The 26625-nt window shown below is 69.6% G+C and carries 32 protein-coding genes and 1 pseudogene; 15 read left to right on the forward strand and 18 right to left on the reverse strand.

Annotated elements, in window-relative coordinates:
• Positions 1–9: 9 nt before the first annotated feature.
• On the reverse strand, positions 10–768 hold the full coding sequence (locus IRT45_RS16635; protein WP_194806790.1) for a DUF72 domain-containing protein: 759 nt from the start codon (positions 766–768) through the stop codon (positions 10–12).
• A 117-nt stretch (positions 769–885) separates the two neighbouring features.
• On the opposite strand from IRT45_RS16635, the gene IRT45_RS16640 reads away from it, so the two are divergent.
• Genes IRT45_RS16640 through IRT45_RS16650 form a run of 3 tightly spaced genes read left to right on the forward strand, consistent with a single transcriptional unit; the run spans position 886 to position 3816 of the window.
• Entirely contained in the window at positions 886–1509 is a 624-nt protein-coding gene (locus IRT45_RS16640; RefSeq protein ID WP_194806750.1) for a TetR/AcrR family transcriptional regulator, read from the forward strand.
• Positions 1506–2330, forward strand: coding sequence for a thioesterase family protein (locus IRT45_RS16645; RefSeq protein ID WP_309241006.1), 825 nt, complete (start codon positions 1506–1508; stop codon positions 2328–2330). Before IRT45_RS16640 ends, IRT45_RS16645 begins: the two co-directional genes overlap by 4 nt.
• Positions 2331–2370: 40 nt before the next feature.
• A complete protein-coding gene (locus IRT45_RS16650) occupies positions 2371–3816 on the forward strand; it encodes a lipase maturation factor family protein (protein WP_194806751.1) in 1446 nt (481 codons plus the stop codon).
• Between the two features lie 20 nt (positions 3817–3836).
• On the opposite strand, the gene IRT45_RS16655 is transcribed toward IRT45_RS16650, so the two are convergent.
• The 7 genes from IRT45_RS16655 to IRT45_RS16685 form a co-directional block, all read right to left on the reverse strand.
• Positions 3837–4961: a bifunctional 2-methylcitrate synthase/citrate synthase gene (locus IRT45_RS16655; protein WP_194806752.1), complete on the reverse strand. Its 1125-nt coding sequence runs from the start codon at positions 4959–4961 to the stop codon at positions 3837–3839.
• On the reverse strand, positions 4961–5875 hold the full coding sequence (gene prpB / locus IRT45_RS16660) for a methylisocitrate lyase (protein ID WP_194806753.1): 915 nt from the start codon (positions 5873–5875) through the stop codon (positions 4961–4963). The genes IRT45_RS16655 and prpB overlap by 1 nt, the downstream gene beginning before the upstream one ends.
• Entirely contained in the window at positions 5872–7377 is a 1506-nt protein-coding gene (prpD, locus tag IRT45_RS16665) for a 2-methylcitrate dehydratase PrpD (protein WP_194806754.1), read from the reverse strand. The genes prpB and prpD overlap by 4 nt, the downstream gene beginning before the upstream one ends.
• 152 nt (positions 7378–7529) lie before the next feature.
• On the reverse strand, positions 7530–7994 hold the full coding sequence (locus IRT45_RS16670) for a CinA family protein (protein ID WP_194806755.1): 465 nt from the start codon (positions 7992–7994) through the stop codon (positions 7530–7532).
• Between the two features lie 31 nt (positions 7995–8025).
• Complete coding sequence (locus IRT45_RS16675; RefSeq protein ID WP_194806756.1) at positions 8026–8181, reverse strand: hypothetical protein; 156 nt, start codon at positions 8179–8181, stop codon at positions 8026–8028.
• A 41-nt stretch (positions 8182–8222) separates the two neighbouring features.
• On the reverse strand, positions 8223–8468 hold the full coding sequence (locus tag IRT45_RS16680) for a CsbD family protein (protein WP_194806757.1): 246 nt from the start codon (positions 8466–8468) through the stop codon (positions 8223–8225).
• 96 nt (positions 8469–8564) lie between these two features.
• Positions 8565–9023 (reverse strand): helix-turn-helix domain-containing protein, encoded by a 459-nt coding sequence (locus IRT45_RS16685; protein WP_309241007.1) that lies wholly within the window; start codon positions 9021–9023, stop codon positions 8565–8567.
• A gap of 10 nt (positions 9024–9033) precedes the next feature.
• Between IRT45_RS16685 and IRT45_RS37775 the strand changes: the two are divergent.
• Together IRT45_RS37775 and IRT45_RS36925 are read left to right on the forward strand one after the other, a co-directional pair.
• A pseudogene (locus IRT45_RS37775) lies at positions 9034–9297 on the forward strand (MFS transporter); the annotation flags it as partial.
• Positions 9298–9384: 87 nt separating this feature from the next.
• Positions 9385–10014, forward strand: a complete 630-nt coding sequence (locus IRT45_RS36925; protein WP_228534478.1) for a glyoxalase — start codon at positions 9385–9387, stop codon at positions 10012–10014.
• A 17-nt stretch (positions 10015–10031) separates the two neighbouring features.
• On the opposite strand, the gene IRT45_RS16695 is transcribed toward IRT45_RS36925, so the two are convergent.
• From IRT45_RS16695 to IRT45_RS16710, 4 genes are all read right to left on the reverse strand, one after another.
• The gene (locus IRT45_RS16695; protein ID WP_194806759.1) at positions 10032–10460 is read right to left on the reverse strand and encodes a hypothetical protein; all 429 of its coding nucleotides are present in this window, start codon (positions 10458–10460) and stop codon (positions 10032–10034) included.
• A 174-nt stretch (positions 10461–10634) separates the two neighbouring features.
• Positions 10635–11480: an alpha/beta hydrolase gene (locus IRT45_RS16700; RefSeq protein WP_194806760.1), complete on the reverse strand. Its 846-nt coding sequence runs from the start codon at positions 11478–11480 to the stop codon at positions 10635–10637.
• Positions 11477–12070 carry a TetR/AcrR family transcriptional regulator gene (locus tag IRT45_RS16705; RefSeq protein ID WP_194806761.1) on the reverse strand — a complete coding sequence of 198 codons (594 nt, stop codon included), beginning with the start codon at positions 12068–12070 and terminating at the stop codon, positions 11477–11479. Before IRT45_RS16705 ends, IRT45_RS16700 begins: the two co-directional genes overlap by 4 nt.
• 139 nt (positions 12071–12209) lie before the next feature.
• Positions 12210–13052: a helix-turn-helix transcriptional regulator gene (locus tag IRT45_RS16710; RefSeq protein WP_194806762.1), complete on the reverse strand. Its 843-nt coding sequence runs from the start codon at positions 13050–13052 to the stop codon at positions 12210–12212.
• 103 nt (positions 13053–13155) lie between these two features.
• Here IRT45_RS16710 and IRT45_RS16715 point away from each other — a divergent pair, with 103 nt between their 5' ends.
• Entirely contained in the window at positions 13156–14088 is a 933-nt protein-coding gene (locus tag IRT45_RS16715) for an SDR family NAD(P)-dependent oxidoreductase (RefSeq protein WP_194806763.1), read from the forward strand.
• Positions 14089–14290: 202 nt separating this feature from the next.
• On the forward strand, positions 14291–15169 hold the full coding sequence (locus IRT45_RS16720; RefSeq protein WP_194806764.1) for an SAM-dependent methyltransferase: 879 nt from the start codon (positions 14291–14293) through the stop codon (positions 15167–15169).
• Between the two features lie 72 nt (positions 15170–15241).
• Here the strand turns inward: IRT45_RS16720 and IRT45_RS16725 are convergent, their stop codons facing one another.
• The 5 genes from IRT45_RS16725 to IRT45_RS16745 form a co-directional block, all read right to left on the reverse strand.
• Positions 15242–17341 (reverse strand): glycosyltransferase family 39 protein, encoded by a 2100-nt coding sequence (locus IRT45_RS16725; RefSeq protein WP_375540106.1) that lies wholly within the window; start codon positions 17339–17341, stop codon positions 15242–15244.
• A 66-nt stretch (positions 17342–17407) separates the two neighbouring features.
• On the reverse strand, positions 17408–17890 hold the full coding sequence (locus IRT45_RS16730; RefSeq protein ID WP_194806765.1) for a hypothetical protein: 483 nt from the start codon (positions 17888–17890) through the stop codon (positions 17408–17410).
• Between the two features lie 82 nt (positions 17891–17972).
• Positions 17973–18422: a hypothetical protein gene (locus tag IRT45_RS16735; RefSeq protein ID WP_194806766.1), complete on the reverse strand. Its 450-nt coding sequence runs from the start codon at positions 18420–18422 to the stop codon at positions 17973–17975.
• Positions 18419–18736, reverse strand: coding sequence for a hypothetical protein (locus IRT45_RS16740; protein ID WP_194806767.1), 318 nt, complete (start codon positions 18734–18736; stop codon positions 18419–18421). Before IRT45_RS16740 ends, IRT45_RS16735 begins: the two co-directional genes overlap by 4 nt.
• A 61-nt stretch (positions 18737–18797) precedes the next feature.
• Positions 18798–19490 carry a DJ-1/PfpI family protein gene (locus tag IRT45_RS16745; protein WP_194806768.1) on the reverse strand — a complete coding sequence of 231 codons (693 nt, stop codon included), beginning with the start codon at positions 19488–19490 and terminating at the stop codon, positions 18798–18800.
• A 201-nt stretch (positions 19491–19691) separates the two neighbouring features.
• Here IRT45_RS16745 and IRT45_RS16750 point away from each other — a divergent pair, with 201 nt between their 5' ends.
• The 8 genes from IRT45_RS16750 (at position 19692) to IRT45_RS16785 (ending at position 25652) form a co-directional block, all read left to right on the forward strand.
• Positions 19692–20630, forward strand: coding sequence for a GlxA family transcriptional regulator (locus IRT45_RS16750; protein WP_194806769.1), 939 nt, complete (start codon positions 19692–19694; stop codon positions 20628–20630).
• A gap of 132 nt (positions 20631–20762) precedes the next feature.
• On the forward strand, positions 20763–21032 hold the full coding sequence (locus tag IRT45_RS16755; RefSeq protein WP_194806770.1) for a hypothetical protein: 270 nt from the start codon (positions 20763–20765) through the stop codon (positions 21030–21032).
• Positions 21029–21955: an FAD:protein FMN transferase gene (locus IRT45_RS16760; protein WP_194806771.1), complete on the forward strand. Its 927-nt coding sequence runs from the start codon at positions 21029–21031 to the stop codon at positions 21953–21955. Before IRT45_RS16755 ends, IRT45_RS16760 begins: the two co-directional genes overlap by 4 nt.
• Positions 21955–22524 (forward strand): ferric reductase-like transmembrane domain-containing protein, encoded by a 570-nt coding sequence (locus IRT45_RS16765; protein WP_194806772.1) that lies wholly within the window; start codon positions 21955–21957, stop codon positions 22522–22524. The genes IRT45_RS16760 and IRT45_RS16765 overlap by 1 nt, the downstream gene beginning before the upstream one ends.
• Positions 22521–23759, forward strand: coding sequence for an NADH-ubiquinone oxidoreductase-F iron-sulfur binding region domain-containing protein (locus tag IRT45_RS16770; protein WP_194806773.1), 1239 nt, complete (start codon positions 22521–22523; stop codon positions 23757–23759). Before IRT45_RS16765 ends, IRT45_RS16770 begins: the two co-directional genes overlap by 4 nt.
• Positions 23756–23986 carry a ferredoxin gene (locus tag IRT45_RS16775; RefSeq protein ID WP_194806774.1) on the forward strand — a complete coding sequence of 77 codons (231 nt, stop codon included), beginning with the start codon at positions 23756–23758 and terminating at the stop codon, positions 23984–23986. Before IRT45_RS16770 ends, IRT45_RS16775 begins: the two co-directional genes overlap by 4 nt.
• A gap of 39 nt (positions 23987–24025) precedes the next feature.
• Positions 24026–24148 carry a FeoB-associated Cys-rich membrane protein gene (locus IRT45_RS37495; RefSeq protein WP_194806775.1) on the forward strand — a complete coding sequence of 41 codons (123 nt, stop codon included), beginning with the start codon at positions 24026–24028 and terminating at the stop codon, positions 24146–24148.
• Between the two features lie 37 nt (positions 24149–24185).
• Positions 24186–25652, forward strand: coding sequence for an FAD-dependent oxidoreductase (locus IRT45_RS16785; protein WP_194806776.1), 1467 nt, complete (start codon positions 24186–24188; stop codon positions 25650–25652).
• A 33-nt stretch (positions 25653–25685) separates the two neighbouring features.
• Here the strand turns inward: IRT45_RS16785 and IRT45_RS16790 are convergent.
• Positions 25686–26625, reverse strand: a 940-nt coding sequence (locus tag IRT45_RS16790) for an alkyl sulfatase dimerization domain-containing protein (protein ID WP_194806777.1), incomplete at its 5' end; no start/stop codon positions are given.

A 26625-nucleotide genomic window follows, 5' to 3' on the forward strand; every position in this document is an offset into this window, starting at 1 on the left:
GCCGGTCCGTCAGGAGGGCACGTCCGTGCGAGTCACCGTCAGCCCCGCGGACCGCGCCAGCCCGGCGAACACCACCGCGTCGTGGACGGCCGCGCCGCCCGGGTCGTTGTTGAAATACACGTAGCCGTCGGCGGGACCGAAGGTGTCCGCCAGCCGATGCGCCCATGCGGTCAGGGCGCGCCGGCCGTACCGGGGTTGCGGGCGCGCCAGCCCGGAATGCAGACGCAGATACGACCAGTCGGTGGTGCGCCACAGCGGCGTCACCGGGCGCGAGCGCGCGTCCGCCCAGCACAGCGCGGCGCCGCGTTCCTCCAGCACGGCACGGATCCGCGGTGTCCACCAGGACTCGTGGCGTGGTTCGACGGCCACGCGCACCGTCGCCGGGAACTCTCGCAGACAGTCGTCGAGCAGATTCGCGTCCGCCCGCAGGGTCGGCGGCAGCTGCACCAGGATCGGACCCAGCCGATCGCCCAGGCCCGCGGCGTGTTCGAGGAGCCGCTGCACCGGCTCGGCCGGCTCGCGTAGTCGTTTGACATGGGTGAGGAAGCGGCTGGCCTTCACGGCCACGACGAAATCGTCCGGCGTCCGTTCCCGCCAGGCGGCGAAGACCTCGCGACTGGGCAGCCGATAGAAGGCGTTGTTGCTCTCGACGGTCGCGAAGGCGGCCGCATACCGTTCCAGCCACAGCCGCTGCGGTACGCCCGGCGGATAGAGCACGCCGCGCCAGTCCCGGTACTGCCAGCCGGAAGTCCCGACGAACAGGGTCACATCGTCCATCGAACCAGACTCGCCCCGGCTCCGCTGGGACCTCGCCGCACACCCGCCTAAGACGATCGTTATAGTGGGCGAGCTACGCTATGACGAACGTTATAGGAGGTGGGGGATATGAACAGCACACCGGATGATTCGCGTGCGAAATTGGTGGCGGGCGCCGCCGAGATGATTCGCCGGCGCGGTCTCGCCGGCACGAGTGTGCGCGACCTCGCCGACTTCGCGGACGCTCCACTCGGCTCGACCTACCACTACTTCCCCGGCGGCAAGGCCGAACTGGCCACCGAGGCCGTCGCCCTCGCCGGCGATCTGACCGCGGCGACGCTGTCGCGCGAATTGCGCAAGGGTTCGATCGAGGGCCTGCGCTCGTTCCTGCGCGGTTGGCGAAAGAATCTGCTGGCCAGCGACTTTCGCGCCGGATGTCCCGTGCTGGCGGTCTCGGTGGAGGACGTGCCGGATGCCGAGGGCCGCCCACGCGAGGCGGCGGCGACCGCCTTCGTGCGATGGACCGACCTGCTGGCGCAATCGCTGCGCGACGAGGGGGCCGAGCAGGCGCAGGCCGAACGCACCGCCACCCTGATCATCGCGGCGTTCGAGGGCAGCGTGGCGATGTGCCGGGCCGAACGCAGCACCACCGCCCTGGACCGCGTCGGCGACCAACTCGAATCATCGCTGCGGGCCGCGATCCCGGCGTCCGCCACGAACCCACCATCCCGGACAAGGAGTACCCGCCCGTGAATCGCACCGATCTCGGCACCCACCCGTTCGATCTCGCCACCGCGCCGGAGCCCGCCGGCGCGGGCCGCTACCAGGCCCGTACCGCGGCGTCGTATTCGAATATGGTGGGCCCCTTCGGCGGAGTCACCGCGGCCACCGCCGTGCGCGCGGTCCTCGACGATCCGCGGTGCGCGGCCGAACCGGTGTCGATCACCGTCAACTACGCGGGCCCGATCGCCGACGGACCGTTCACGATCGACAGCCGGCCGGTACGAACCAATCGCAGCACCCAGCACTGGATGCTGACGCTGAGCCAGGACGACGCGGTGACCACCACCGCGACCGTCGTCTGCGGCGCCCGGCGGCCCACCTGGTCCGATACCGAGATCGAACCGCCGGCCGCGCCGCCCGCCGAGTCGGTGCCCGTGGCACAACCGCCGGAATTCCCGGTGTGGATGCGCAACTACGAGATGCGGTTCATCGAGGGCGGTGGGCCGATCACTCCGGAGCCGCGGGAACAGCCGACCTCCACGAGCACCCTGTGGGTGCGCGACCTCCCGGCTCGCCCGCTGGATTTTCCCGCGCTGACGGCCCTGGCGGATGTGTTCATCCCGCGGGTGATGGTGCGCCAGGGCCGGATGGTCGCCGCCAGTACCGTCTCGCTCACCGTCTACTTCCACGCCGACGCCGCCGCGCTCGCCGCCCACGGTGATCGTCCGCTGCTCGCCACCGCCCGGGGGCAGCATTTCGGCGGCGGTTACTTCGATCAGTCCGCACAGCTGTGGGGCGCCGAGGGCAGGCCGCTGGCCACCACCCATCAGCTGGTGTACTTCAAGGACTGAACCCGGCATCGCGACCGGCGGCAGCGGGTATGCCCCGAGCATGCAGTGGTTCACGGCGCCCGACTACTGGTTCGCGCGCGAGGTGTTCCAACGCGGCCTCGCGGTCGTCTATCTGATCGCGTTCGTGGGCGCCGCGCGGCAGTTCCGGGCGCTCATCGGCGCCGGCGGCATGCTGCCGGTGCCCGCGTTCCTGGCCCGATCCTCCTTCCGGAGTTCGCCGAGCCTGTTCCATCTGCACTATTCGGACCGGTTCTTCGCCGGTGTCGCCTGGGCCGGGGCGGCGCTGGCGGTGGCCTTGGCGGCCGGGGCGGACGATCGAGTGCCGCTGTGGGCGGCGATGCTGCTGTGGCTGGCGGCGTGGGCGCTGTATCTGTCGATCGTCAACGTGGGCCAGGCCTGGTATTCGTTCGGCTGGGAATCGCTGCTGCTGGAGACGGGATTCCTGGCGATCTTTCTCGGCAACGACCACATCGCGCCACCGATTCTCGTGCTGTGGCTTGCGCGCTGGCTGCTGTTCCGGGTGGAGTTCGGCGCGGGGTTGATCAAACTGCGCGGCGACCCCTGCTGGCGCGATCTGACCTGCCTCTACTACCACCACGAAACCCAGCCCATGCCCGGCCCGCTGAGCTGGCTGTTCCACCACCTGCCCCGACCGCTGCACCGTGTGGAAGTGGCCGCGAACCATATCGCGCAGCTGGTCGTGCCGTTCGCGCTGTTCACTCCGCAGCCGGTCGCGAGCATCGCCGCGGCGGTCGTCGTGGTCACCCAGTTGTGGCTGGTCCTGTCCGGCAATTTCGCCTGGCTCAACTGGTTGACGATTCTGCTGGCCTGCACCGCGATCGACGCCCGCTCGGCCGCGACCGTCCTGCCGCTGCCCGACCGGACCGCGTTCCCGGACCCGCCGATGTGGTTCGTCGTGGGGGTGGTCGCCTTCACCGCCGCGGTGGTCGTGCTCAGCTATTGGCCGATCCGTAACCTGATGTCCGGGCACCAGCAGATGAACGCCAGCTTCAATCGGTACCACCTGGTGAACACCTACGGCGCGTTCGGGCGGATCGAGCGCCGGCGCTGGGAACTGGTGGTGGAGGGCACCCGCGACCGGCACATCACCGACCAAACCCGGTGGGAGGAATACGATTTCAAGGGCAAGCCCGGTGATCCGCACCGGCTGCCGCGCCAGTGGGCGCCCTATCATCTGCGCCTGGACTGGCTGATGTGGTTCGCCGCCATCTCCCCGATCTACGCCCGCTCCTGGCTGGGCCCGTTCCTGCGGCGACTGCTGACCAACGACCCGGCCACCCTGCAGCTGTTGCGGCACAATCCTTTTCCGGACACCCCGCCCGCCCATGTGCGAATCCGGCACTACCTCTACCGATTCAGCACCCGCGACGAACTCCGCCGCGACCACGTGTGGTGGCACCGCGAGGCGGTCGGCGACTACGTCCCACCGACGGCCCTCGCCTCCCCTCGCATCCGGCACGGCTGATCCGCCCGCCCCGGAGGCGGTCAGGCCAGGACCGAGCGCTGGCCGACGCCGACGTATTCGCTGAGCGGGCGGATCAGCGCGTTCGAGGCGCCCTGTTCGATGATGTGGGCGGCCCAGCCGGTGATCCGGCTCATGACGAAGATCGGGGTGAAGGTTTCGATGTCGAAGCCGAGCAGGTAATACGCGGGGCCCGTGGGGAAGTCGAGATTCGGCGCGATTCCGGTGGCCTCGGACATCGTATGTTCGAGTATCTCGTACATACGCACCCACCGGCCGCCGTCGGTGGCGGCGGCGATATCGAGCAACGCCCGCTTCATCGTCGGCACCCGGGAATCGCCGTTCTTGTAGACCCGGTGGCCGAAGCCCATCACCTTCTGCTTGTCCGCCAGCTTCTTCCGCAACCATGCCTCGGCTCGCTCGGGCTCGCCGATGTCGAGCATGTCCCGCATGACCGCCTCGTTCGCCCCACCGTGCAGCGGCCCCTTCAGCGCGCCGATCGCGGCGGTGACCGCGCTGTAGATGTCCGACTGCGTCGAGGTCACCACGCGCGCCGCGAACGTGGAGGCGTTGAAACTGTGCTCGGCGTAGAGAATCAGCGAGACTTCGAAGGCCCGCACCAGTTCCGGCGCCGGTACCGTCCCGAAACACATGTTCAGGAAGTTCTGCGCATATCCCATATGCGAATGCGGGGCGATCGGGTCCAGTCCGTGCCGGCGGCGATGGTCGGCGGCCACGATGGTCGGCAGCACCGCCAGCATGCGTAACGCCTTGGCGCGGTTGGCCTTCGGCGAGTTGTCGTCCTCGAGCGGGTCCTCGGCGCCCAGGTAGCTGATCGCGGTGCGCACCACATCCATCGGATGGCAGGTGTCGGGCAGTTTGGTCACCAGCGACAGCAGTGACCGATCGGCTCGCCGCGCCGCGCGTTCCTGCTGGCAGAACCGTTCCAGCTGGGCATCGTTCGGCAGTTCGCCGTACCACAGCAGGTAGGCGACCTGCTCGAACGTGCAGTGCGCCGCCAGATCCTGGACGGCATATCCCCGGTAGGTCAGCGAATTCGTTTCCGGCACCACCTTCGAGATCGCGGTGGTGTCGACGACGACGCCCGCCAGGCCCTTGTTGATCACCGGAGTCGCGGCCTTCGTCATCACTGGTTCCTTCCCAGGGTGAAGGTGAAGATGTCGGAATCGAATTCGTTGTAGCGCTCGTACTGCAGCAGGTCGTAGAGGCGGCTGCGATGTTGCATCCGATCCAGCAACCCCGCCTGAGTGCCGGTCTCGTGGATTTCGCGCAGCCCGGTCTCGGCCGCCCACATCGCCAGGCGCAGGGTGGACACCGGATAGATCACCGCGTTGTAGCCGATGGATTCCAGCGTCCGCGCCGGCAACAGGTCGGATTTGCCGAACTCGGTCATATTGGCCAGCAGCGGAATCGAGACCGCGGCCCGGAATTTCTCGAAATCAGCTGCGCCGCTGAGCGCTTCGGTGAAGATCAGGTCGGCCCCGGCGTCGGCGTAGGCGCGGGCGCGGTCGATCGCCGCGTCGATGCCCTCGATGCCGGCGGCGTCGGTGCGGGCGCAGATCACGAAATTCGGGTCCCGCCGCGCCGAGACGGCCGCGCGCAGGCGCCGCACCATCTCGTCGGCAGGCACGACGGCCTTGCCGTCGAGGTGGCCGCAGCGCTTGGGATTCACCTGATCCTCCAGGTGGCAGCCCGCGAGTCCGGCGTCCTCGAGCAGCGTCACGGTGCGGGCGGCGTTCATCGGCTCACCGAAGCCGGTGTCGGCGTCGATGAGCACCGGCAGATCGGTCACCCGGGCGACCTGTCCGCCGCGGCCCGCGACCTCGCTCAGCGTGGTGAGCCCGATATCGGGCAGCCCCAGTTCCGCCGACACGACCGCACCCGAGACGTAGACCCCTTCGAACCCGATCTCCTGAATCAGCTTGGCCACCAACGGATTGAAGGCGCCGGGGAACCGCTGGATCGTCCCCGAGGCGAGTCCGGCGCGGAAGGCGACGCGTTTATCGGCGGCGGAGGTGGTGGCGGCGAGCAATCCGGTCATCGGAACAATCCCTTCGGCGATTTCGGGGCGCGGGCGAGCACCTCGTCGGACACCGTGAACGTCAGGTGCGCGAGTTCGCCCGGCGCGAGCGAGCCCGCCCGCTGCGCGGCGTCGAGGAAGCGGTCCTGTTCGGCCGCGTCGACGACTCCCTCGGCGAGCGTGCGGAATTTGGCGATGTACTGCTCGCGGGCGAACGGCCGCGCGCCGAGCGGATGGGCGTCGGCGACCGCGAGTTCGTCGACGATCACCTCACCGCTGGTCAGCGTCACCTCGGCGCGGGCGCCGAACGCCTTCTCGGCGGGATCGGTGGAGTGGTAGCGCCGGGTCCATTCCGGGTCCTCGGCGGTGGAGATCTTGTGCCACAACGCGATCGTGTCGGGCCGGCGGGCACGCTCGGGTGCGTAGGACCGCTCGTGATGCCAGGTGCCGTCCTGCAGCGCGACCGCGAAGATGTACATGACCGAGTGGTCGAGGGTTTCGCGCGAGGCCTCGGGATCGAATTTCTGTGGGTCGCCGGAGCCGGTGCCGATCACCACGTGGGTGTGGTGGCTGGTGTGCAACACGATCGAGGCGACTTGGTCGAGGTCCCCGATGCGCGCGCGCATCCGCCGGGCCAGATCGATCGGCGCCTGGCTCTGATATTCGGCCGAATGTTCCTTGGTGTAGGAGTCGAGAATCGCCCGCTTGGGCTCGCCGGGACTCGGCAGTGGCACCGAATACTCGGCCTCGGGCCCGGCCAGCAACCGGGCGATCACTCCGTCTTCGCCTTCCCAGATGGGTGCGGGCGCGCCCTCGCCGCGCATGGCCCGGTCGACGGCTTCGATGGCCATCTTCCCCGCGAAGGCCGGCGCATAGGCCTTCCAGCTGGAGATCTCCCCCTTGCGCGACTGCCGGGTCGCGGTCGTGGTGTGCAAGGCCTGACCGATGGCCTGATAGATGGTTTCGGTGTCGAGGCCGAGGGCCGTACCGATGCCTGCGGCGGCCGAGGGTCCCAAGTGTGCGACGTGGTCGATCTTGTGTTCGTGCAGGCAGATCGCCCGCACCAGATCGATCTGGATCTCGTAGCCGGTGGCCAGACCGCGAATGAGGTCGCGGCCGCTGCGTCCGGCATGGTGGGCGGCGGCCAGAATCGGCGGGATGTTGTCACCCGGATGGGAGTATTCGGCGGCGAGGAATGTGTCGTGGAAATCCAGTTCGCGCACCGCGACGCCGTTGGCCCAGGCCGCCCACTCCGGCGAATAGGTGCCGGCGACGCCGAACACCGAGGAGCCCGGTCGATACGGATGCGCCTGCGCCTGAGCCCGGGCGGCGGCCACCGGGCGCCGAGTGATCGACGCGGCGGCGACCGCCGCGTTGTCGATGATCCGATTGACGATCATCTCTTCGGTGTCCGGTGCCACCGCGACCGGATCCGTGGCGACTTCGGCGATCCGCCACGCGAGGTGTTCCGTCCGCGGGAACACCTCGGCCGAGCGGTGCGTGCGAACGAGGTGATTCTTCACAGTCGGGACCTCCCGAATACGTCGTCGAATTCCATGATTCGGACGCTACTCAGGACGGGTACCCGTCGAAATACGTTGCAACTGCCTAGTTCTGCGTAAGGGATCCGGCGAAGTTGCGAACCTTGCGGACGGTGTCGTCGGCCGCGGACCGTTTATCGATCGGCGGTCAGACGGTCCAGCAGACAGCTCAGCGCGAAGCGCACCGTCTGTTCCAGGACCTCTTCCGGTTCACCGTCGAATTCGGCCCGGCACGCGGTGACCGCGGTCTCGGAGGCGGTGGCGAACCATACCGTGCCGGGCTCTTCGCCGTCACTCGGTTCGGGGCCACCGACACCGGTGACCGCGACCGAATAGCTCGCGCCGAGCAGTTTCCGCACGTTCGCCGCCAACGCCTCCGCGGCCGGCCGCGACACCACGGGAACATCGGGCATGTCCAGGACGGAGCGTTTGACCTCCGGGCTGTAGGCGACGACCCCGCCGCGGAACCACTGTCCCGCATCCGGTGCCGCGCCGAGGGCGGCCGCGATCTTGCCCGAGGTCAGCGATTCCGCCACCGCGATCGTCGAACCGGCCGCCGCGGCCAGTTCGGCGATCCGCTCGGCGGCACCCTCGGTCATCGCCCCGCCTCCCGGGCGGCCACGGTGTCGCTCATTCCGCTCCTCGTTCGTCGTCTCCGCTCTCGCGGTACGCCTGCAGCGCGGTGTCGAGTTCGCGTTGCAGCCGTTGCACTTCGGCCTCGTCTCCGGCATCGGACGCAGTGGTGATGTCCTGGCGAAGCTGGGCGATGACGTCGTGTGAAACCACGAGAACCTCCTCCGGCACGGAACGGGTGAGCGGTCGGGAAATCAGCTTCCCTGCTGGTGAGACTGCTGACGCGCCTCGTCGACGTTGGCTTCGGCCCGGGCCTTCTCGGCCTGCGCCTCCTTCTCGGCCGCCTCGCGTTGCGATTCGGCCTTGTCCTGCTGCGCGCGGCCCTCCGACTCGAGGTCGTTGTTGCCGGTGACGATGCCGGCCGCCTCCTTGGCCTTACCCTTCACATCCTCGACGACGCCCTTGATGCCCTCACGCGGGCCACTGTTGTGGTCGGACACGGAGTCCCCTTCCGTCGCAATTTCCTGACATGCAACGACCTACCCAGCGCAGCGGTGCTCAATCGGACGATTACCGGTGCCGGTACGGTTCTGCGCTCAGCCCGCCCTGCGCACGGAGGTCAGATCCGAGTCCACGGCCCCGCCGCTCGAACTCGCGGGCCGGAGCTCGGGAATCGGGACACCGCGTTCGTCGACGAGGACGGAGTGTTCCTCGGCCGGGCCGAAGGCGTGCCGCTCACCCCACTGCCGCAAGGCGACGACGACGGTGAACAGATCGCGCCCGGCGGGAGTGAGGGTGTAGATGTGGCGCCGGCCCGACGGACCCGGCGTACGTTCGAGGATGCCGCGCGCGACCAGACGCCGGAGCCGGTCGGTGAGGATGTTGCGCGCAATTCCGGTGGCCTGCTGGAAATCCCGGAATGCCCGGGCGCCGTCCATCGCGTCGCGCACGATCAGCAGACTCCACCGATCGCCGACCAGGTCGAGTGTGCGCGCGACCGGACACGCCGGATCGGTCCACTCGGTGTCGGCGAGTACCAGCCTCCTGTTCGCCACGATCTGCGCGGTGTCGGTCGCGACCGTCTACTCCGCCCAGCCGATCCTCACCCAGATCGGCGACGACCTGGGTGTGCCGCCCGGCGAGCTGGGATGGATCGTCACGGTCGGGCAGCTCGGGTACCTGGCCGGATTGGCCTTGCTCGTTCCCCTGGGCGACACGATCGACCGGCGCACGCTCATCGCCGCACATCTGCTGCTCACCGCGGTGGGGGTCGTGATCGCCGCGACCGCCGCGCGCACGTGGGTGCTGCTCATCGGACTGACCCTCGCCGGCCTGTTCGCGGTCGATCGCGGGGGCTCCCGGAGTGATCAGGAATCGAGAAGCGACGGGCCCGCGGTCGCCGATAACGTCTTCGACATGAACATCACCACTGCTCAGAGCACCATCGCATCGGTCGTCGTCGAAACCCCGGACCCGGCTGCCGCCGCGGCCTTCTACGAATCCGCGTTCGGTCTCGGCGACCGGCTGCGGGTCCGTAAGTCGGACGCGGAGACCACCGGCTTCCGCGGATACATCCTCTCCCTCGTGGTGTCCCAGCCGAGCACCGTGGACAGCTTCATCGGTTCCGCGGTCGCGGCGGGCGCGACGACGGTGAAGCCGGCCAAGAAGAGTTTCTGGGGCTACGGCGGCGTCGTGCAGGCTCCCGACGGCGCGGTCTGGAAGATCGCGACCTCGGCGAAGAAGGACACCGGACCAGCCACCCGCGAGGTCGACGATTTCGTCCTGCTGCTCGGGGTCGACAGCGTCAAGGCGACCAAGCAGTTCTACGTCGAACGCGGCTTGACCGTGGCGAAGAGTTTCGGCGGCAAGTACGCCGAATTCGAGTCGCCGGCCGGTTCGGTCAAGCTCGCGCTCTACGGGCGTAAAGCCGCCGCCAAGGACGCGGGTGTCCCGGCCGAGGGCTCCGGGTCGCATCGGATCGCCGTCACCAGCCCCCTTGGTTCCTTCACCGATCCCGACGGATTCGTGTGGGAGGTCGAGGCCTGAGCCGGGTGCTGCCGGAATCAGGCCGCCCGCAACGGAACTCGCAAGGATTTGCGCAGCGACGACGGGCCGGCCAGGGGAAGCAGCGCGGCGAGGAGCTTCCCCTTGAAGGCCCGCGGCGTCCGAGTCAGTTCGACGTCGACACGGCTGCCCTCCGGGGCAGGTGTGGCACGGAAGACCCAGCCACCACCGGCGCCGAAGAGTTTGGAATCCCGGGTGGTGACGGTCACCGTGTCACCCGACGGGTCCCACTCGTAGCGGGCACGCTCCCAGGCGGCCTCCGTCCCCTCGGTGACCTCGGCCCAGCCCTCACCCTGCTCGTGCACGACGAAGTGCTCGGCGTCGATCGTCGGCCACACCTGCGCCCGGGATGGGCCGAAATCGGTGAGGACCTGCACCACCTCGGCGGGGACCAGGGTGGAGACGAGGTGAAAACGGACGGTGGTCATGGGGAACTCCTCGAAACCGGTAGGTCCATCGGCCGCGGGGAGCGGCCGACGGATGTCCTCGTGGGGTGCGTGGTTCGCGCTCGGGGACACTTATCGAGCATGGCCGCCGCCGGGGTTCCGGCGAATCCGTCGGATGACGCTGCGGTGACGTAATCCGCCGCGAGACCTTCGGTTCTACCCGCGATCGGGCGTGCTCGCGGGCTCCGCCGCCAGCACCTCGATCAGCTGGTGCGCGAACTCCACCGCCTCGGTCCGGATACCGTTGTGCGCGCCGGGGAACTCGACCACCGCCGATCCGAGCCGGGCGGCGATCTCGGCGGCGGGCCGATAGGGCAGGCATCCGCGGGTCTCGCGGCCGACCGCGAGCACCAGCCGGTCGGACACGAGGGCCAGCGCCGGGTAATCCGGTGTGTACGAAGTGAATTCGCGCAACTCGTGTTCGATCATGAGCGGGCCGTTGGCGGCGAGGCGAGCCCACATCCGCGCGGCACGCTCCGACAGCTGCGACACCTCGGGCGACGGTTTCATCGCCGGACCGATGCTCGCGAGGAATCTCGCACCGGCCGCGGCGACTCCCTCGGTGTGCAGCAGCGCATACACCTCCTCGACCATCGCGAGGTGCAGGTCGGCGTCCGGCAGGACGGCGAAGCACGGTGGTTCGTGCGCGACCAGTGTGCGGACCCTGCCGGGATGTCTCGCCAGCAGGTCGAGCCCGACAATCGCGCCGTTGCTCGTACCGAAGACGAACGCCGGCTCGTCGTTCAGATGCGCGAGCAGCCGCGCCGCGTCGTCGGCTTGCACGGCAACCTGCTGCCGCTCAGGTCCGTGGTCGAGAACGCTGCGCGAATATCCGCGCGGATCGAGCGCCACGACGGTGAAGTGGCGCTGCAGGACCTCGGCCATCTCATCGAAGACGCCCGCGTCACCACCGCCACCGGGAATCGACAGCAGTAGTGGCCCGTCACCGCGCAATTCGTAGTACAGGGTGGCGCCGGGTACGGCCAGCGTGTCGGATCTCATTGCGCTGCTTTCTCTTCGGTGGGAATCGGCCACTGCGTCAGGGTGCGGTGCAGGGCGTCGAGAATGTGGTGCCAGCTGGCGTCGACGGGTCTGGAGTGGGCGAATCCGCCCGCCGCCTCCAAGGTGGCGAAACCGTGAAATGTGCTGCGCAGCAGGCGGCCGGCGTCGGTCGACGCGGGTTCACTCAGCCCGTAGCCGCGCAGCAGCGCCGCGGTGAGCTCGATACCGCGCAGCATGGCCGGCTCTCCGGCGACCTCATCGGGATCCATGTGGATCTGCGTTGCCGCGTACCGGCCCGGATGGTCGAGGGCGTAGGAGCGATACGCGTCGCCGAAGGCGAACAGCGCGTCACGACCGGACCGCCCCGCCACCGCCGCACCGATCCGCTCGTTCATCTCCGCCCCCGCCAGCAATCCCACCTGGACCTGCAGATCCCGCAGGTTGCGCACATGGGTGTAGAGACTGGGATCCTTCACCCCGAACCGGCGGGCCACCGCCGCCAGGGTGACATGAGCGAATCCGACCTCATCGGCCAGTTCCGCTGCGGCACGGGCGATTCGCTCCTTCGACAGACCGGCACGGGGGGACATCCAGGCTCCAATCCTAACCACCTTAGGATTCATCCTACTCTAATTAGGTTTCGTGCGGCCACGGATAATTCACCACTCGCCTTTCGGGCGAGCATCGGACCGGCGGATGGTCGTGAAACCGGGCCCCGCGGCCATGGCGTTATGGTGTCAGCGATTGCGTGCCCAGCACGATCGCCAGGTCGAGCCGCGCGGCATCCTCGGTGCCGGGCTCGGCCGTGTAGACGGAAATGCGCAGATCGTCGAGAGCGACGAACAGGGTGTCGCAGTCGAGGGTGATCAGGCCGACCGCCGGGTGGTCGATCGTCTTGCGCCGCGACGGATCCGGCGCGGGCGGCGGCTCGGCGTTCCAGAGTTCGGTGAAACGCGCACCCGCTGCGCCGAGGTCGGCGATCAGGCGTCGCAGCGCCCGATCGGCGGGATAGCGCGAGGCGGTCAAGCGCAGATCGGCCACCAGCCTGGCCTCGTGTTCGGCCTGCTCCCGCTCGGAGTGCACGACCCGGGTCGGCATGCGAGTGATGTTGCGCCACACCGCATTGCGTTCCAGACCGCGCCAGGAGGTGGTGTCGCCCAGCAGCGCGTTGTAGGGCGCGTTGGCCAGTACGAGCGTCCAACTGGCGTCGTAGACGACCACCGGCGTGTGCGACAACCGGTCGAGCACCCGGTGCACACTCGCGGTGACGCGCGAGGGCACCACATCCGGTCCGGGCGCGGCGTGCCCGGCGAGCCGGTAGAGCACATCGCGTTCGCTGTCCGACACGCGCAGGGCTCGGGCCAATGCCTCCACCACCTGCGCCGACGGCGCGGTCGCGCGCCCCTGTTCGAGGCGGGTGAGGTAATCGGCGGAGATGCCGGCGAGCGCGGCCAGCTCCTCCCGGCGCAGTCCGGCGGCGCGGCGGCGGGGCCCCACCGGCACACCGACGGCCTCGGGCGCCACCCGGTCGCGCCACCGGCGCACCGTCCGGCCGAATTCCCACGTTTCCACGCACTCCAGTCTGCGCGAACCGCCGCGGGCGTGTCCTGGCCCTGGCAGTCCTACGACAACCGGACGACTGCCTACGGTGCGGCCCGGCCCGCAGGCTGGGGACATGACCGAAACCGGAACTGTTCTCATCACCGGCCCGACCCGCAATCTGGGCCGCGCCACCGCACTGGCCATGGCCGCCAGACCGGAGGGGCAGCGTCCCGATCTTCTCCTGGTCGGCCGCGCCGGGCGGGATCTGACCGAGGTCGCCGAGCAGGCCCGCGCGCGGGGCGCCCGGGTCCGCGAAATCGGTTGCGACCTGGCGGATCTCACCGATGTGCGCGCCGCCGCAACCACCGTGCGCGAACTCCTCGCCGCCGGTGCCGTGCGACCGCTGCGCGCGCTGATCGCCAATGCCGGCACCATGTCCGCCGACACCCGGCAGGCCACACGCGACGGTTACGAGACGACCTTCGCCGTCAACTACCTGGCCCACGCCCAGCTCATCGGCGACCTTCTCGACGCGTTCACCGCGCCGGCGCGGGTGGTGCTGCTCGGATCGAACACCTACCACGCCAATTTCTGGCGCAGAGTGCTCAATGTCGCGGAGGCCGACTGGGCCGATCCCCTCGACCTCGCTCGCCCGGCCACCGGCGACCACGTCCCCGGCATGACCGCGTCGGGTGTCGCCTACTCCAATGCCAAGCTGGCGATCCTCTACTACGCCCACGAACTACAGCGCCACGCCGGCCCCGGGATCAACGTCTCGGTCTTCGAACCGGGATGGATGCCCGGTACCGCACTCGGCCGCGGCGCCCCCGCTCCGGTGCGAGCGATCGGCCGCGTTCTCGGCCGGCTCCCCGGCGTATCGACACCGCAACGCTCGGGACCGCTTCTGGCCTCGGTCGCCCTCGACGACACATGGGCACACCTGCGCGACGGTGCGTTCGTGGTGAAGACCCGGCTCACCGAGGTGCAGCCCATCGCCCACGATCGCGACCGGGAGCGCCGCCTGTGGGAGGCGACCGCCGAACTGCTGGACCGCGTGCGGACGTAGTCATCGCCGCGATGTTCGATCGCAGAGCCTCTGACGGCCCCGCCGTGGTGAGCACTTCTGCGCGCGAAGTACGAGAGCGTTCTCCGCCGGGAACCCACGTCGGATGGCGGGAAACACGTGGTGGCGGCGGTTTCGTGGCGGATTGGCGCGGGTGCGGCGCGGGGTCCCGGCCGTGCCCGGCCCGGTGGGTAGGTTGGCGATCATGCGTACCGACGAGGATTCCTGGGATATCAACACCGGTGTCGGATCCACGGCCTTGTTCGTCGCGGCAGCCCGCGCCCTGGGCGGACGCGCGGCCGACGCCCCGGCTCGGGACCCGCTCGCCGAGCTGTTCGTCTCGGCGGCCGGCGGCGAATGGGCGGATCTGCTGGCCGGGCGTCTGCCCGAACATCCTTTGCTGACAACCGATTTCGGCATCCCGTTCCAGCAGCACCAACTCTTCCGGACCCGGTATTTCGACGACTATCTGGATGCCGCCGTGGCATCGGGAATCCGGCAGGTGGTGGTGCTCGCGGCGGGCCTGGACGCGCGGGCCTATCGACTGCCGTCGCTGGCGGGCTGCACCGTGTACGAACTGGATCGGCCGCAGGTCCTCGGCTACAAGCGTGAGACCGTCGCGCAGGCCGGGCGCGAACCGATCGCGGATCGCCGGGAGGTGGCGGTCGATCTGCGGGGCGACTGGCCGAAAGCCTTGCGCGACAGCGGCTTCGATTCCGATCGGCCGACCGCGTGGCTGATCGAGGGGCTGCTGATCTATGTGACACCAGCGGCCCAGGACCAGCTGTTCGATACCGTCCACTCACTCAGCGCACCCGGCAGCCGAGCCGCCGTCGAACAGATGGATCCCCTGCCCGCCGAGGCGGCCGAAGCCCTGGCAGCCGACGGAGAATCCGGCTCGGAGTGGGTGAAGTTGATCTACAACGAGCCGCGCAGCGACGCCACCGCCTGGTTCACCGACCGCGGATGGACCGGCGAACGCATCTCCCTTCCCGACTACATCCGCAGCCTCGGCCACACACCCGAGAGCCCCGAGGGACGCCAGCAGTCACTGATCAATCTGGTGACCGTCACCCGCCCGTGACGCGGGGGCGCGACGAGAACAGGGCTTGGCGGGCAACGGATACGTTGCCCGCCAAGCCCTTTGGACGTCTTACTACCCTCGGTAGCCGCTCAGGTTGTACACCGTGGCGTTGCCGATGTGCTGGGCGGGGAAGGTGGTGGTGACCCACGTGGTGATGTCGGCGTGCTGATTGCGGCCGAAACCGCCCGGCCCGCCGGCATTCTCGGTGGTATGCGGCTGCGACTGCCCCGGCGTGTTTCCGGGTGCCGCCTGCTCCCGGCCCGCACCCCGGCCTGTTGTCGCACCCTCGGCGCGACCGGTCGTGCCGGGATTCCGGTTGCCGGTCACGCCCTGCTCGCGCGCATCCGCCGGACTCTGATTGCGGCCGTCGGCCTGGACGACGTAGTAGGCGATCTTGCCGTCCTTCACGTCGGCCTGGAACTGTGCCAGTGTCGGCACCGGGTCGCTGCCGGAGAATCCACCGATCGCCATCACCGGCCTGTCGCTGTCCAATTCCAGTGCGGCGGCCGCGGACGAACCGTTGGTCGCCGCCGCCCAGGTCGCAGTCGTCGCCCGCAACATCGCCGAGAGCTGCGGATCCGGACGGCTCTGACCGAAGCCGCCACGCCCGTTCGCCTGCGCCGGGCCGACCGTCGGCCCACCACCGGAGTGCGCGGTCGCGACGGTCGCGAACGAGTAGGCCGCACCGCCCGCCAGGCCCCCGATCAGCCCCGCCGTCAGGACGACGGCCGCGAGACGGCGATGCGCCGCATAGGTCCAGGGCATCGCCAGCAGCACCGCGGTGATGAGCGTCACCACCAGAATCGTCCAGCGCAGCTCCGGATACCAGCCGCTGTTGCGGTGCAGCAGAACGACACTCCACACGCCCGTCACCACGAGCAGTGCGGCCGTGCCGAATCGGCCGAACGCGGTGTCGCGCCGGTTCCACAGTTCGGCGATACCGACAGCGAACATTCCGGCGACCGCCGGGGCGATCGAGAGGCAGTAGTACGGATGCACCATGCCGTTCATGTAGCTGAGCACGCCGCCGTCGATCACGATCCAGCCGCCGAAGACGATGGCGGCCGCACGCATCCGGTCGGTGCGCGGCGCGCGACCGCGCGAGACGAGCACCAGCACCATCGCCAGCAACGCGGCCGGCAGCAACCAGCCGATCTCGAACCCGAATTCACCGGTGAACAACCGCTGCACACCGTGCACTTGCCCGCCGAAGCCACCGAATCCGTTGCGCGCACCCGCAGGCGGGCCGGCATGCGCCGCCGCTTGGGTCGCCGCGGCGGGATCGTGGGCCGGGGCTGCCCCGCCACCGTGATTGCGGCCGAGCACGCGAGCGAAACCGTTGTATCCGAGCACCAGATTCATGAAGTTGTTGTCGGTCGACCCGGCCAGGTACGGCCGGGTCGAGGCCGGCCACCACAGCGTGAGCAGCACATACCAGCCGCTGGACACCAGCAGCGCGATGAGCCCGCCGAGCAGTTGCAGCAGGCGTCTGCGCAGCGATGCCGGAGCGGCGAGCAGATAGGCCACCCCCAGCGCGGGCAGTACCATCAGCCCCTCGAGCATCTTCGCCAGGAATGCGAAGCCCAGCGCAGCCCCGGCCAGCATCAGCCAGGTCGTGGACGCGCGGTCCAGTGCCCGCACGGTGGCGTAGGCGGCGGCCGTCATGAGCAGCACCATCACCGCGTCGGGGTTGTCGAACCGGAACATCAGCGCCGCCACCGGCGTCAATGCCAGCGCCGCTCCCGCCAGCAGCGCCATCCAATGATTCGTCGTGATCCGCCGGACCGCGCCGTAGAGCAGCGCGACCGCGGCCACGGCCATCACTGCCTGCGGAACGAGCAGGCTCGCGCTGGAGAAACCGAAGATGCGGCCGGAAAGCCCCATCACCCACTGGGATACGGGAGGCTTGTCGACGGTGATGAAGTTGGCCGGATCCAGGGAGCCGAACAGCAGCGCCTCCCAATTCTTCGACCCGGCCCAGGCGGCGCCGGCGTAGAACTGGTTTCCCATCCCGTTGACGGTGATGTTCCACAGGTACATCACCGCCGTCGCGATCAGGAGCACCGCCAGACCGGCCCGCTCGACGGCACTGCCGCCGAATCTGCGGGCGGCGCCGGACTTCGCGGGCTCGGGCGGTACCACCGGCGAATTCTCGAGGAGTGATGTAGTCACGGTGCCTATTCAGCCCGTGCAGCTCCACAGCTAGCTGTGAGCGAGCAGTGAGGTTGCGATGAACGCCTAGCGGGCCTGCTTCTCCCCCGCACCCACGGCAGCCCGGCGGCGAGGCCGCTCACCCGGCACGAGCAGCGCGAGGATGGCGACCACCACCGCGCCGCCGAACAGATACAGCCCCCAGGTGCCGGTGAGCAGATGTTGATAGTCGTCGCGCAACTCGCTGTCGAACCGCTGATTCAGTCGCCAGGCCGGGACCGCGAGCGCCGCGATTCCGGCCAGCACCGCGAGCCATCCCAGAATCCGCGAGCCGAACAGCCCGGCAAGCAGCATCACCAGGGCGACGAGCAGCAACACCACCGTGTAGGACGCGCGCAGTTGCGGCGACTGGGCCTGCACCCCGTCCAGCGGAATTCCGGTCGCGAAGCCGTCGCGGATGTCGACGAGCCGGATGTGGCGGGCCTGCACGACCCCGACGAACGGCCCGAACGCTCCGACCGCCATCACTACCCCACAGGCGAACAGCACCAGATGGACGACAGCGCGCATAGGTCCACGGTATTCCGGCCGGCGCCGCAGTGCACCGACCCGGCGGAATCCTCGTCGTGTCGCGACCGGACACGCCGGGGGTTCAGGCGCCTGTGGTCGAACCGGGGCGCACCACCATCAGCACCGCGACGGTCGCCCACAGCAGATTGAAGATGCCGGCCGACATGGCCAGGCGTGCGGCCGTGGCATCGACGCGACCGGGTGCGAGGGAGGTGAGGGCGGCGCGTTGGTCGGGCAGGATCATCGTGGCCAGAATCGCCGCGGCCGCGGCGGTGAGGGCGATCGATGTGATCAACCATCCGGTCCCGAGTACGCCCAGGGCGGCGCCGGTGGCCAGCCCGAAGATCGGGACCGCGAGGCCGACGGCGGCATAGACCCGGCAAATACGATGCAGCACGCGCAGATTCGCGGTGGCGTCCGCCGATCCGGCGGCGCGGCGCAGGGCCGGGGGAAACATGCTCGCGGCGACGGCGACCGGGCCGATCGCGATCACCGCAGCCAGAACATGCAGCGACAGCAGCACTTTCGTCACCGGGCGCGCTCCGCTCCGCCGCGGCGCACGCCGGTGACCTTCGACGCGGGCAGGCGGCCGGCCTTGGCGGTGCCGGTGAGAGTGTCGCCCGCCACCGTGACCGCGAAGGCGAGATTCAATCGCATCGGTGACGTGACGGCCTGATTCCAGGTGAGCCGATCACCGTCGAGCACGACGTCGCGAAGCGAAACCCGTTCGCCCGCACCGCTTGCCGTGCCGACGAGAGTGCCGTCCTCGCGATGGAGCTCGAGTTCGACGGCAATCCTGCCGATCGGGGTGGAGATGGACAGATCCCACATGCCTTCGTCGGACATGACGCGGTTACTCCTCATGTTTCGTGGATCGAGTGATGTGTCGTGGATCGAGCAGGTCGGGTCAGACGGTGGCGGGAGCGGGGCCCTGGCGGCGCCAGACGGTGCCGCGGCGTTCGTGCGCGAACAGCCGCTCGACCGCATGGGCGATGCGCGGCCCGATCTCGCGTTCGAGCAGATACAGACCGAGGTCGAGACCGGAGGTGACGCCCGCGCCGGTGACGAGATCGCCGTCGTCGACCACGCGCGCGTCCACGGCCTGCACGCCTGTGGCATCGAGCAGATCCAGTCCCAGGTGATGAGTGGTCGCCGGGCGCCCCTCCAGCAGTCCCGCCATGGCGAGAATCAGCGACCCACCGCAGACGGCGGCGACCGTGATCCGCGGGTTGGCCATCGCCGCGCGGAGCAGGTCGGGCAGGCCGGTGGTCAGGGTGCGGCCGAGGAGAACCGGGATGAATTCGTCGCGGCGCCACTCGCCGGCGGTCCCGGCATCCTGGTCCGGCACCTCCCCCGGCTCACCGATACGGCCCGAGGCGCCGGGGATCAGCACCACACCGGGTCGCGCCGGATCGAGTGCCGCGGTGGCGCGCAACTCCAGCCCGCCGCTGCCGCTCACCACCTCTCGCGGCCCTTCCGCCGAAACCAGTTCGACGCTCACGGCTCCGTCGGATGCGCTCCCGCCGGCACAGAGCACCTCGTACGGGGCGATGACGTCGAGCGGATCGAACCCGTCGAACAGGACGATCTGGGCATGCATGAAAATCCCTTCGCATCCGCCCGGCCGGCCCGGGCACGGCCCGACGGTATGCGGGCACTCCCGCAGATCCCAGTGGCATTTTCGACAGGTTTCGACGGGAAAATGACATTTCCGAGAAAAGCGGCTATGACCTGGTCGAATAGAGCGCTTTCCGGGGCCGAATGGCGGATGTCACAGTGGGCGACAGGGTATGTTCCAGCCATGCACACCGTCGCCGTTCTCGCCCTGGAAGGAGTGGTCTCCTTCGACCTCGCCGCCCCGATCGAGGCCTTCAGCCGGACGCGGCTGCCCGACGGCCGCCCCGGTTATCGGGTCCGGGTCTGCGCCGAACAACCGGAGGTCGACGCCGGAGCATTCACCCTGCGCGCGCCCTGGGGGCTGGCCGGACTCGCGGACGCCGACACCATCATGGTGCCCGGCACCGCCGACCCGACCGCGCCGATTTCACCGGCGGTCCGCGACGCGCTGCGCACCGCCGCCGCGAACGGGACACGCATCGCCTCCATCTGCTCGGGCACCTTCCCGCTGGCCGCCACCGGCCTGCTCGACGGGCTGCGCGCCACCACGCACTGGATCGCCGCCGCCGAACTGGCGGCCGCGTATCCAGCCGTCGAGGTCGACCCGGATGTGCTCTACGTCGACAACGGCCAAATCCTCACCTCGGCCGGTGCTGCCGCGGCGCTGGACCTGTGCCTGCACATGATCCGCCGCGACTACGGTTCCGCGGTGGCCGCCGACACCGCCCGGCTCTCGGTGATGCCGCTGGAACGCGAAGGCGGACAAGCACAATTCATCGTCCACGGCTTCGCGCCCACGCCCCGCGGCTCCGACCTCGAGCCGCTGCTGAACTGGCTGGAAACCAATCTGGCCGCCGACCTGTCCCTCGACGAGATCGCCGCACGCGCCGGCGTCAGTACCCGCACCCTCATTCGCCGCTTCCGCGAGCACACCGGCACCACGCCGCTGCAGTGGCTGCATCGCGCCCGCATCCGCCGCGCCCAGCATCTGCTGGAATCCACCGCCCATTCCGTCGAACGCATCGGCGCCCAGGTCGGCTTCGGTTCGCCCACCGCCTTCCGGGAGCGTTTCAAACGCACCACCGGCGTCAGCCCGCACAGTTATCGCCGCAGTTTCAGCTGATCTTCCGCTCACGGTCGCCGCCTCGGCAACTCATTGCCGACACACAGCCGGCACCCAGCCTCGGTCCGCATGCTGGCCTTTCAGAGAGGGCCGACACGCGTCGGCGCAGCACCGAACGAGCAGGTGACCGATATGGGAACGTCACATCCGAACCGCCGTCTGGGCCGGACCGCGGCCGGGATACTCGTGGCCGTCGGCGCCGTCGGCACCACGACGGCGGCGGTCGTCGCGTACGCCGACAACCAGCCCGCCGCGGCGACCGGCACAACCATCACCGACAACACCGGTGGCGACACCGGCACAGGAACCGGCAACACCGATCAGTCGTCCGGCACCTCGGGCAGCGTTCCCGAGCTGAGCCCCGGCTCGGGCACCGCACACGCGCGCTCGAGCGGCTCGTGACCTCGGTCCACGCGGCGGTGACCGCCGCAGCCGAATGGGAGCTGTGGAGCACCACCGCTCGCCTCGTCGTCACCGACCCGGCTGCGCTCGCCGACGCGCGCCGCCTCGTCGACGCCCACCTCGATCGAGTCGACCACGCCTGCAACCGGTTTCGCGCCGATTCGGAAATCGGCACACTGACGCCCGGCCGCCCGGTCGCGGTCAGCGCGTTGTTCGACGAATATCTCGACGCTGCCCTGACCGTCGCCCGCGACACCGACGGCGACGTCGATCCGACGATCGGCGCCGACCTCGAAAACCTCGGCTACGACCGCGATTTCACGCAGATCACCACCGGGCCGGCAGTCGTCGCGCTGCGCGTCACCCCGCGACCCGACTGGTCGCAGGTGATCCGGTCTCCGCGCGCGGTGACGCTGCCCGCCGGGATGCGGCTCGACTTCGGCGCGACGGCGAAGGCCCTGGCCGCCGACCGGTGTGCGCGCACGGTCGCCGAGGAACTCGGCTGCGGCGTACTGGTGAGCCTGGGCGGCGACATCGCCACCGCCGGACCCGCCCCCGGCGGGCACTGGCAGGTACTCGTCCAGGACGGCGCGACCCAGCCCGCCGCCTTCGTCCGGATGCCCGCGGGCGCGGCGATCGCCACCTCGAGTACGGTGCGGCGCCGCTGGATTCGCGGGGGACGCCCGCTGCACCACATTCTCGACCCTCGCACCGGATGCGCCGCGGAGCCGGTCTGGCGCACGGTGTCGGTGGCCGCCGAATCCTGCCTCGCGGCCAATGCCGCCGCCACCGCCGCCGTGGTGCGCGGCCGCGCGGCACTGCCGTGGCTGCGGTCCGCCGGGCTCCCGGCCCGGCTGGTCGGCCGCGACGGGCGGGTGCTCACCCTCGGCGGCTGGCCGGACGAGCCGGAAGGAATTCGATGATGAGCACCTCCGCATTCGACCAGGCGCTGTGGGCGTTCGGCCGCGGCAGCGGCATCACGGCACTGATCGTGCTGACCGTCGCGGCCGTCGCCGGAATCGCCGCCCGCTCGGGGCGGGCCGTCCTGCTCCCCCGCGCGGGGCTGGCCGAATTCCACCGCGGCGCGGCACTGGCGGCGACCGCGTTCGTCGCCCTGCACGTGCTGACCCTGCTCGTCGATCCGTACGCCCAGTTACGGCTGCTGACCGTCGTGGTGCCGTTCACCGGCGGCTATCGGCCGCTGTGGGTGGGTTTCGGCACCCTGTCCGTCGACCTGCTGGCGGTGGTCGTGATCACCGCCCTGCTGCGACATCGCCTGGGCCCCCGCGTCTTTCGCCTGGTGCACTGGTCGGTCTACGCCCTGTGGCCGGTGGCGCTGATCCACACGCTCGGCTCGGGAAGTGACGTCGACCGGGTCTGGATGCTCACCCTCGTCGGCGGGTGCGTCCTCGCCGTCACCACCGCCGGCGTCTGGCGGTTCAGCCTCGGATTCACCGAATTCACCGCAGTCCCCGAGAGGAGCCGGCGATGACCACGACACTGACCGGAAACCCCACGACTCCGCCCGCCCCGACGGGCACCGACCGGCTGCTGGCCGCCACCGGACCCGGACTCTCCGCGCATGTGGCGCGGTACGGCCCCGCACGCGCCGTCGGACGCGAGTTCGTCGACGTGGTGTCGGCCGCGGGTCTCACCGGTCGCGGAGGCGCGGGCTTCCCGGTGGCGCGCAAACTCGCCGCGGTGGCCGTCGGGCGGCGCGCGATCGTGGTCGCCAACGGTGCCGAGGGCGAACCCGCCAGCGACAAGGATGCCGTATTGCTCTGGCGCGCACCGCATCTCGTTCTCGACGGCCTGTCCGTGGCGGCCGCCGCCGTAGGGGCGCAGCGCTGCCATCTGTACGCCCCGCAACGGCTGCTCGACCCGATCCGTCACGCCCTCGCCGAGCGGCGGTCCACGGGCTACGACACGCGGCGGGTGGATCTCACGCCCGCCGCCGACACCTTCCTGGCCGGGGAGAAGAGCGCGCTCCTCGAGCGGCTGGCCGGTCGCGCGCCGATCCCGCGGGACCAGCCGGTCAGCACCTCCCGCTCCGGGCTGAACGGCCGCCCGGCGCTGGTGCAGAACGTGGAGACTCTCGCCCATCTGGCGCTGCTGGCCCGATTCGGGTCAACCTGGTTCCGCACCGCCGGAACCCCCGACGAACCCGGCACCATGCTGGTCACCCTGTCCGGAACCACCACCGCCGGTGTCGTCGAGATTCCCCTCGGCACCGGTCTGACCGAGGTGATCCAGCGGTTCGGACGTACCGATCCGGCCGAGGTCCAAGCGGTCCTGGTCGGCGGATATCACGGCGCCTGGCTGCCCGGCGCCGCGCTTCCCGGCGCGGCGTTGTCCCGGACAGCATTGCGCCACTGGCACGCGACACCCGGCGCCGGCGTGATTCGTGTACTCCGCCACGACGAATGCGGGTTGCGGGTCACCGCCGACATCACCGCCTACCTCGCCGCCCAGAGCGCCGGACAGTGCGGTCCGTGCCGCAACGGCTTACCGCAGCTGGCCCGGACCGTCGGCGAACTGGCGGCGGGGGCGCCCACCCGGCCGCGCGACATCGCCCGCATCGCCGAGCTGGTCGACGGCCGCGGCGCCTGCCACCACCCCGACGGAACCGCGCGGCTGGCGCGGTCCGCGCTGACCGTCTTCGCCGGGGAAATCGACCGCCACCGGCACGGTCGCTGCCGTGCCCGTTCCCAGGGAGCCGCTCTGTGACCGCACCCGACGCGCCCGCCTGGCGCCTGCACATCGACTGGACTCGCTGCGACGGCCGCGGCCTGTGCAGCGAATTGCTCCCCCATGCCATCGCCCGCGACGACTGGGGCTTTCCGCTCACCCGCGACCACCGGGACCCGGTTCTCGGCAGCGATTCGGCCGCCGCCGCCCGGGATGCGGTGAGCCTGTGCCCGCGCCTGGCGCTGTCGCTGCGGCGGATCCGATGACACCGGGTTGAAGGCGACCATCCCGGGTAAGGGCTCGGTATGGAACTACTGGTGATCGTCGGCTTGATCGTCCTGGTCGCGGCGGTGCTGCTGTACCGCACGATCCACAATCACCGGTCGGGACGGACCGAGCCGCCGGACAAAGAGGGCAACCTTCGGTAACGAGGCGGAACACGCGCAACGACAGGAGGTTGGTTCGGTGACATCTCTGTGGCTCGATCGAGCGCCCGTCTCGGTCCCGGTAACCCCGGAACCAGGCGGGGAGTACGACTGCGTCGTCGTCGGTGCCGGGCTCACCGGCCTGGTGACCGCCCTGCTCTTCGCCCGCGCCGGGCGCACGGTCGCGGTACTCGAGGGCCGTACGATCGGCGCGGTCACGACCGGTAACACCACCGGCAAGCTCAGCTTGCTGCAGGGCACCCACCTCTCGGCGATCACCGCGAAGCATTCGGCGAGCACGGTGCGCCATTACGTCGACGCGAACCTGGAGGGCCAGCAATGGCTGCTGCGGTTCTGCGCCGAGAACGACATCGCCACCCAGCACGCGGACGCGATCACCTACGCCGGCACCGAGGACGGAACAGACCTGGTGCGCAAGGAATTTCGCGCCTGCGAGCAGGCCGGGCTCGACGTCACCTGGTCCGAGGAGACCGTGCTGCCGTTCCACACCTACGGCGCCGTGCGCCTGGCGGAGCAGGCGCAGTTCGACCCGATGGACGTTCTCGAGGGGCTGATACTGCAGGCCTGCCGCCACGGTGCGACGATCTTCGAACACACCCGCGTCCACGCCGTCCACGGCGATACGGTGTCGACCGACCGCGGCGATATCCGCGCCGGGACCGTCGTCTTGGCCACGGGCACACCGATTCTCGATCGCGGCGGATACTTCGCGCGGCTCGAGCCCCACCGCTCCTACGCGGCCGCGTTCCGGGTGCCCGGCGAATTCCCGCACGACATGTACCTGTCCGCCGACCAGCCCACGCGGTCACTGCGCTACGCCCCGCACGGCGGTGAGGATCTGCTGCTCGTCGGCGGCAGCGGGCATGTGGTGGGCCGTACCCGATCGCCGATGGCCCACGTCGCCGACATGTACAACTGGACGCGCACGCACTTCCCCGATGCCGAGCTGACCCACCGCTGGTCGGCCCAGGACTATTCGGCCATCGACCAGCTGCCCTACGCCGGGCCGCTGCTTCCGGGCAGCGATCACATCCTCGTCGCCACCGGCTACGCGAAATGGGGAATGACCAACGCGGTGGCGGCGGGTCTCGCGCTGGCCGGCACCGCGCTCGGCGGCCATCAGCCGTGGGCGCAGGCGTATCGCACCTGGCGCGGCAGCGAAGTGACCGGGCTGGCCAAGGCCGCGTCGATGAATCTCCAAGTCGCACGGCATCTGACGACCGGCTGGCTGAGCGCGGCGTTCGGCGGCGGTGGCACCCCCGCCGAGGGCGAGGGCCGGGTGGAGCGGCGCGGCATCCGCCCCGTCGGGGTCTGCACAGTCGACGGCACCACCTCGACTGTGTCGCCGATCTGCCCACACCTGTACGGCATCCTGAACTGGAACGACGCCGAGCGCTCGTGGGATTGCCCGCTGCACGGCTCGCGCTTCACCCACGACGGAAAACTGTTGGAGGGACCGGCGACTCGCAATCTGGAACAGCTGTGACCGGCCGGTGACAGCAGCGGCCGCCGACGCTCGCTACGGCGTCACGATGGCGAAGTCGGGGTCGGGCGCGTCGAGATAGCCGACCAGTTCGATCAGCTTCGACACATCGCCGTCGACGGTGACCGCGCCGTCGGTGATCAGCTGCTGCATATCCTTCGCGCCGAGCAGCGCCCCATGCAGATCGGCGTCGGACAGGGTGAACGTGACATCCGGAGCGGGCATATCGGCGCGCACGTCGTAGTGGACGAGGACGCCGTTGCGAAGCTGGGTGCGATGCACGAGATCCAGGTCGGAGATCGTCCAGTCGATGGTGATATCGGCCGACCATGCCTTGGGACCGTCGATTCGCAGCGCGATGGCGTCGAAGAGCTGTTCCACCGTGAGCGCGGCGGCGATATCGGGTGCGTCCGCGACGGTCGGCGTGCCGACCGATCCGTGGCGCAACTCGTAGGCGCCCATCAGGAAGAAGTTGCGCCAGGTACCGTTCTCCGAACCGTAGCCGAGCTGTTCGAAGGTGTCGGCCTGCAGTGCCCGCGCCTCGCGATTGCCGGGGTCGGCGAATATCACGTAATTGAGAACCTGTGCCACCCAACGGAAATCGCCGGCGGCGAACGAGTCGCGCGCCTTCGTCAGCACCTGCTCGGCGCCGCCCATGAAGTCGACGTGCCGCTTCGCCGATTCGGTCGGCGGATGCTCCCACAGGGTGGCCGGGTTACCTTCGAACCAGCCCATGTAGCGCTGATAGATCGCCTTCACATTGTGGCTGACCGAACCGTAATAGCCGTGCGTGTGCCAGGCCGCGGCGAGGGCCGGTGGTAGTTCGATGGACTCGGCGATTTCGATGCCGACGGCGCCCTTGTTCAGCGCCCGCAACGTCTGGTCGTGCAGATAACCGTACAGATCACGCTGCAGCGCAAGGAATTCCGTGAGATTCTCGGTTCCCCAGGTCGGCCAGTGATGCGAGGCGAACAGC

Origin of the sequence: Nocardia sp. BSTN01, assembly GCF_015354405.1 — a bacterium.
Taxonomy (GTDB): Bacteria; Actinomycetota; Actinomycetes; order Mycobacteriales; family Mycobacteriaceae; genus Nocardia.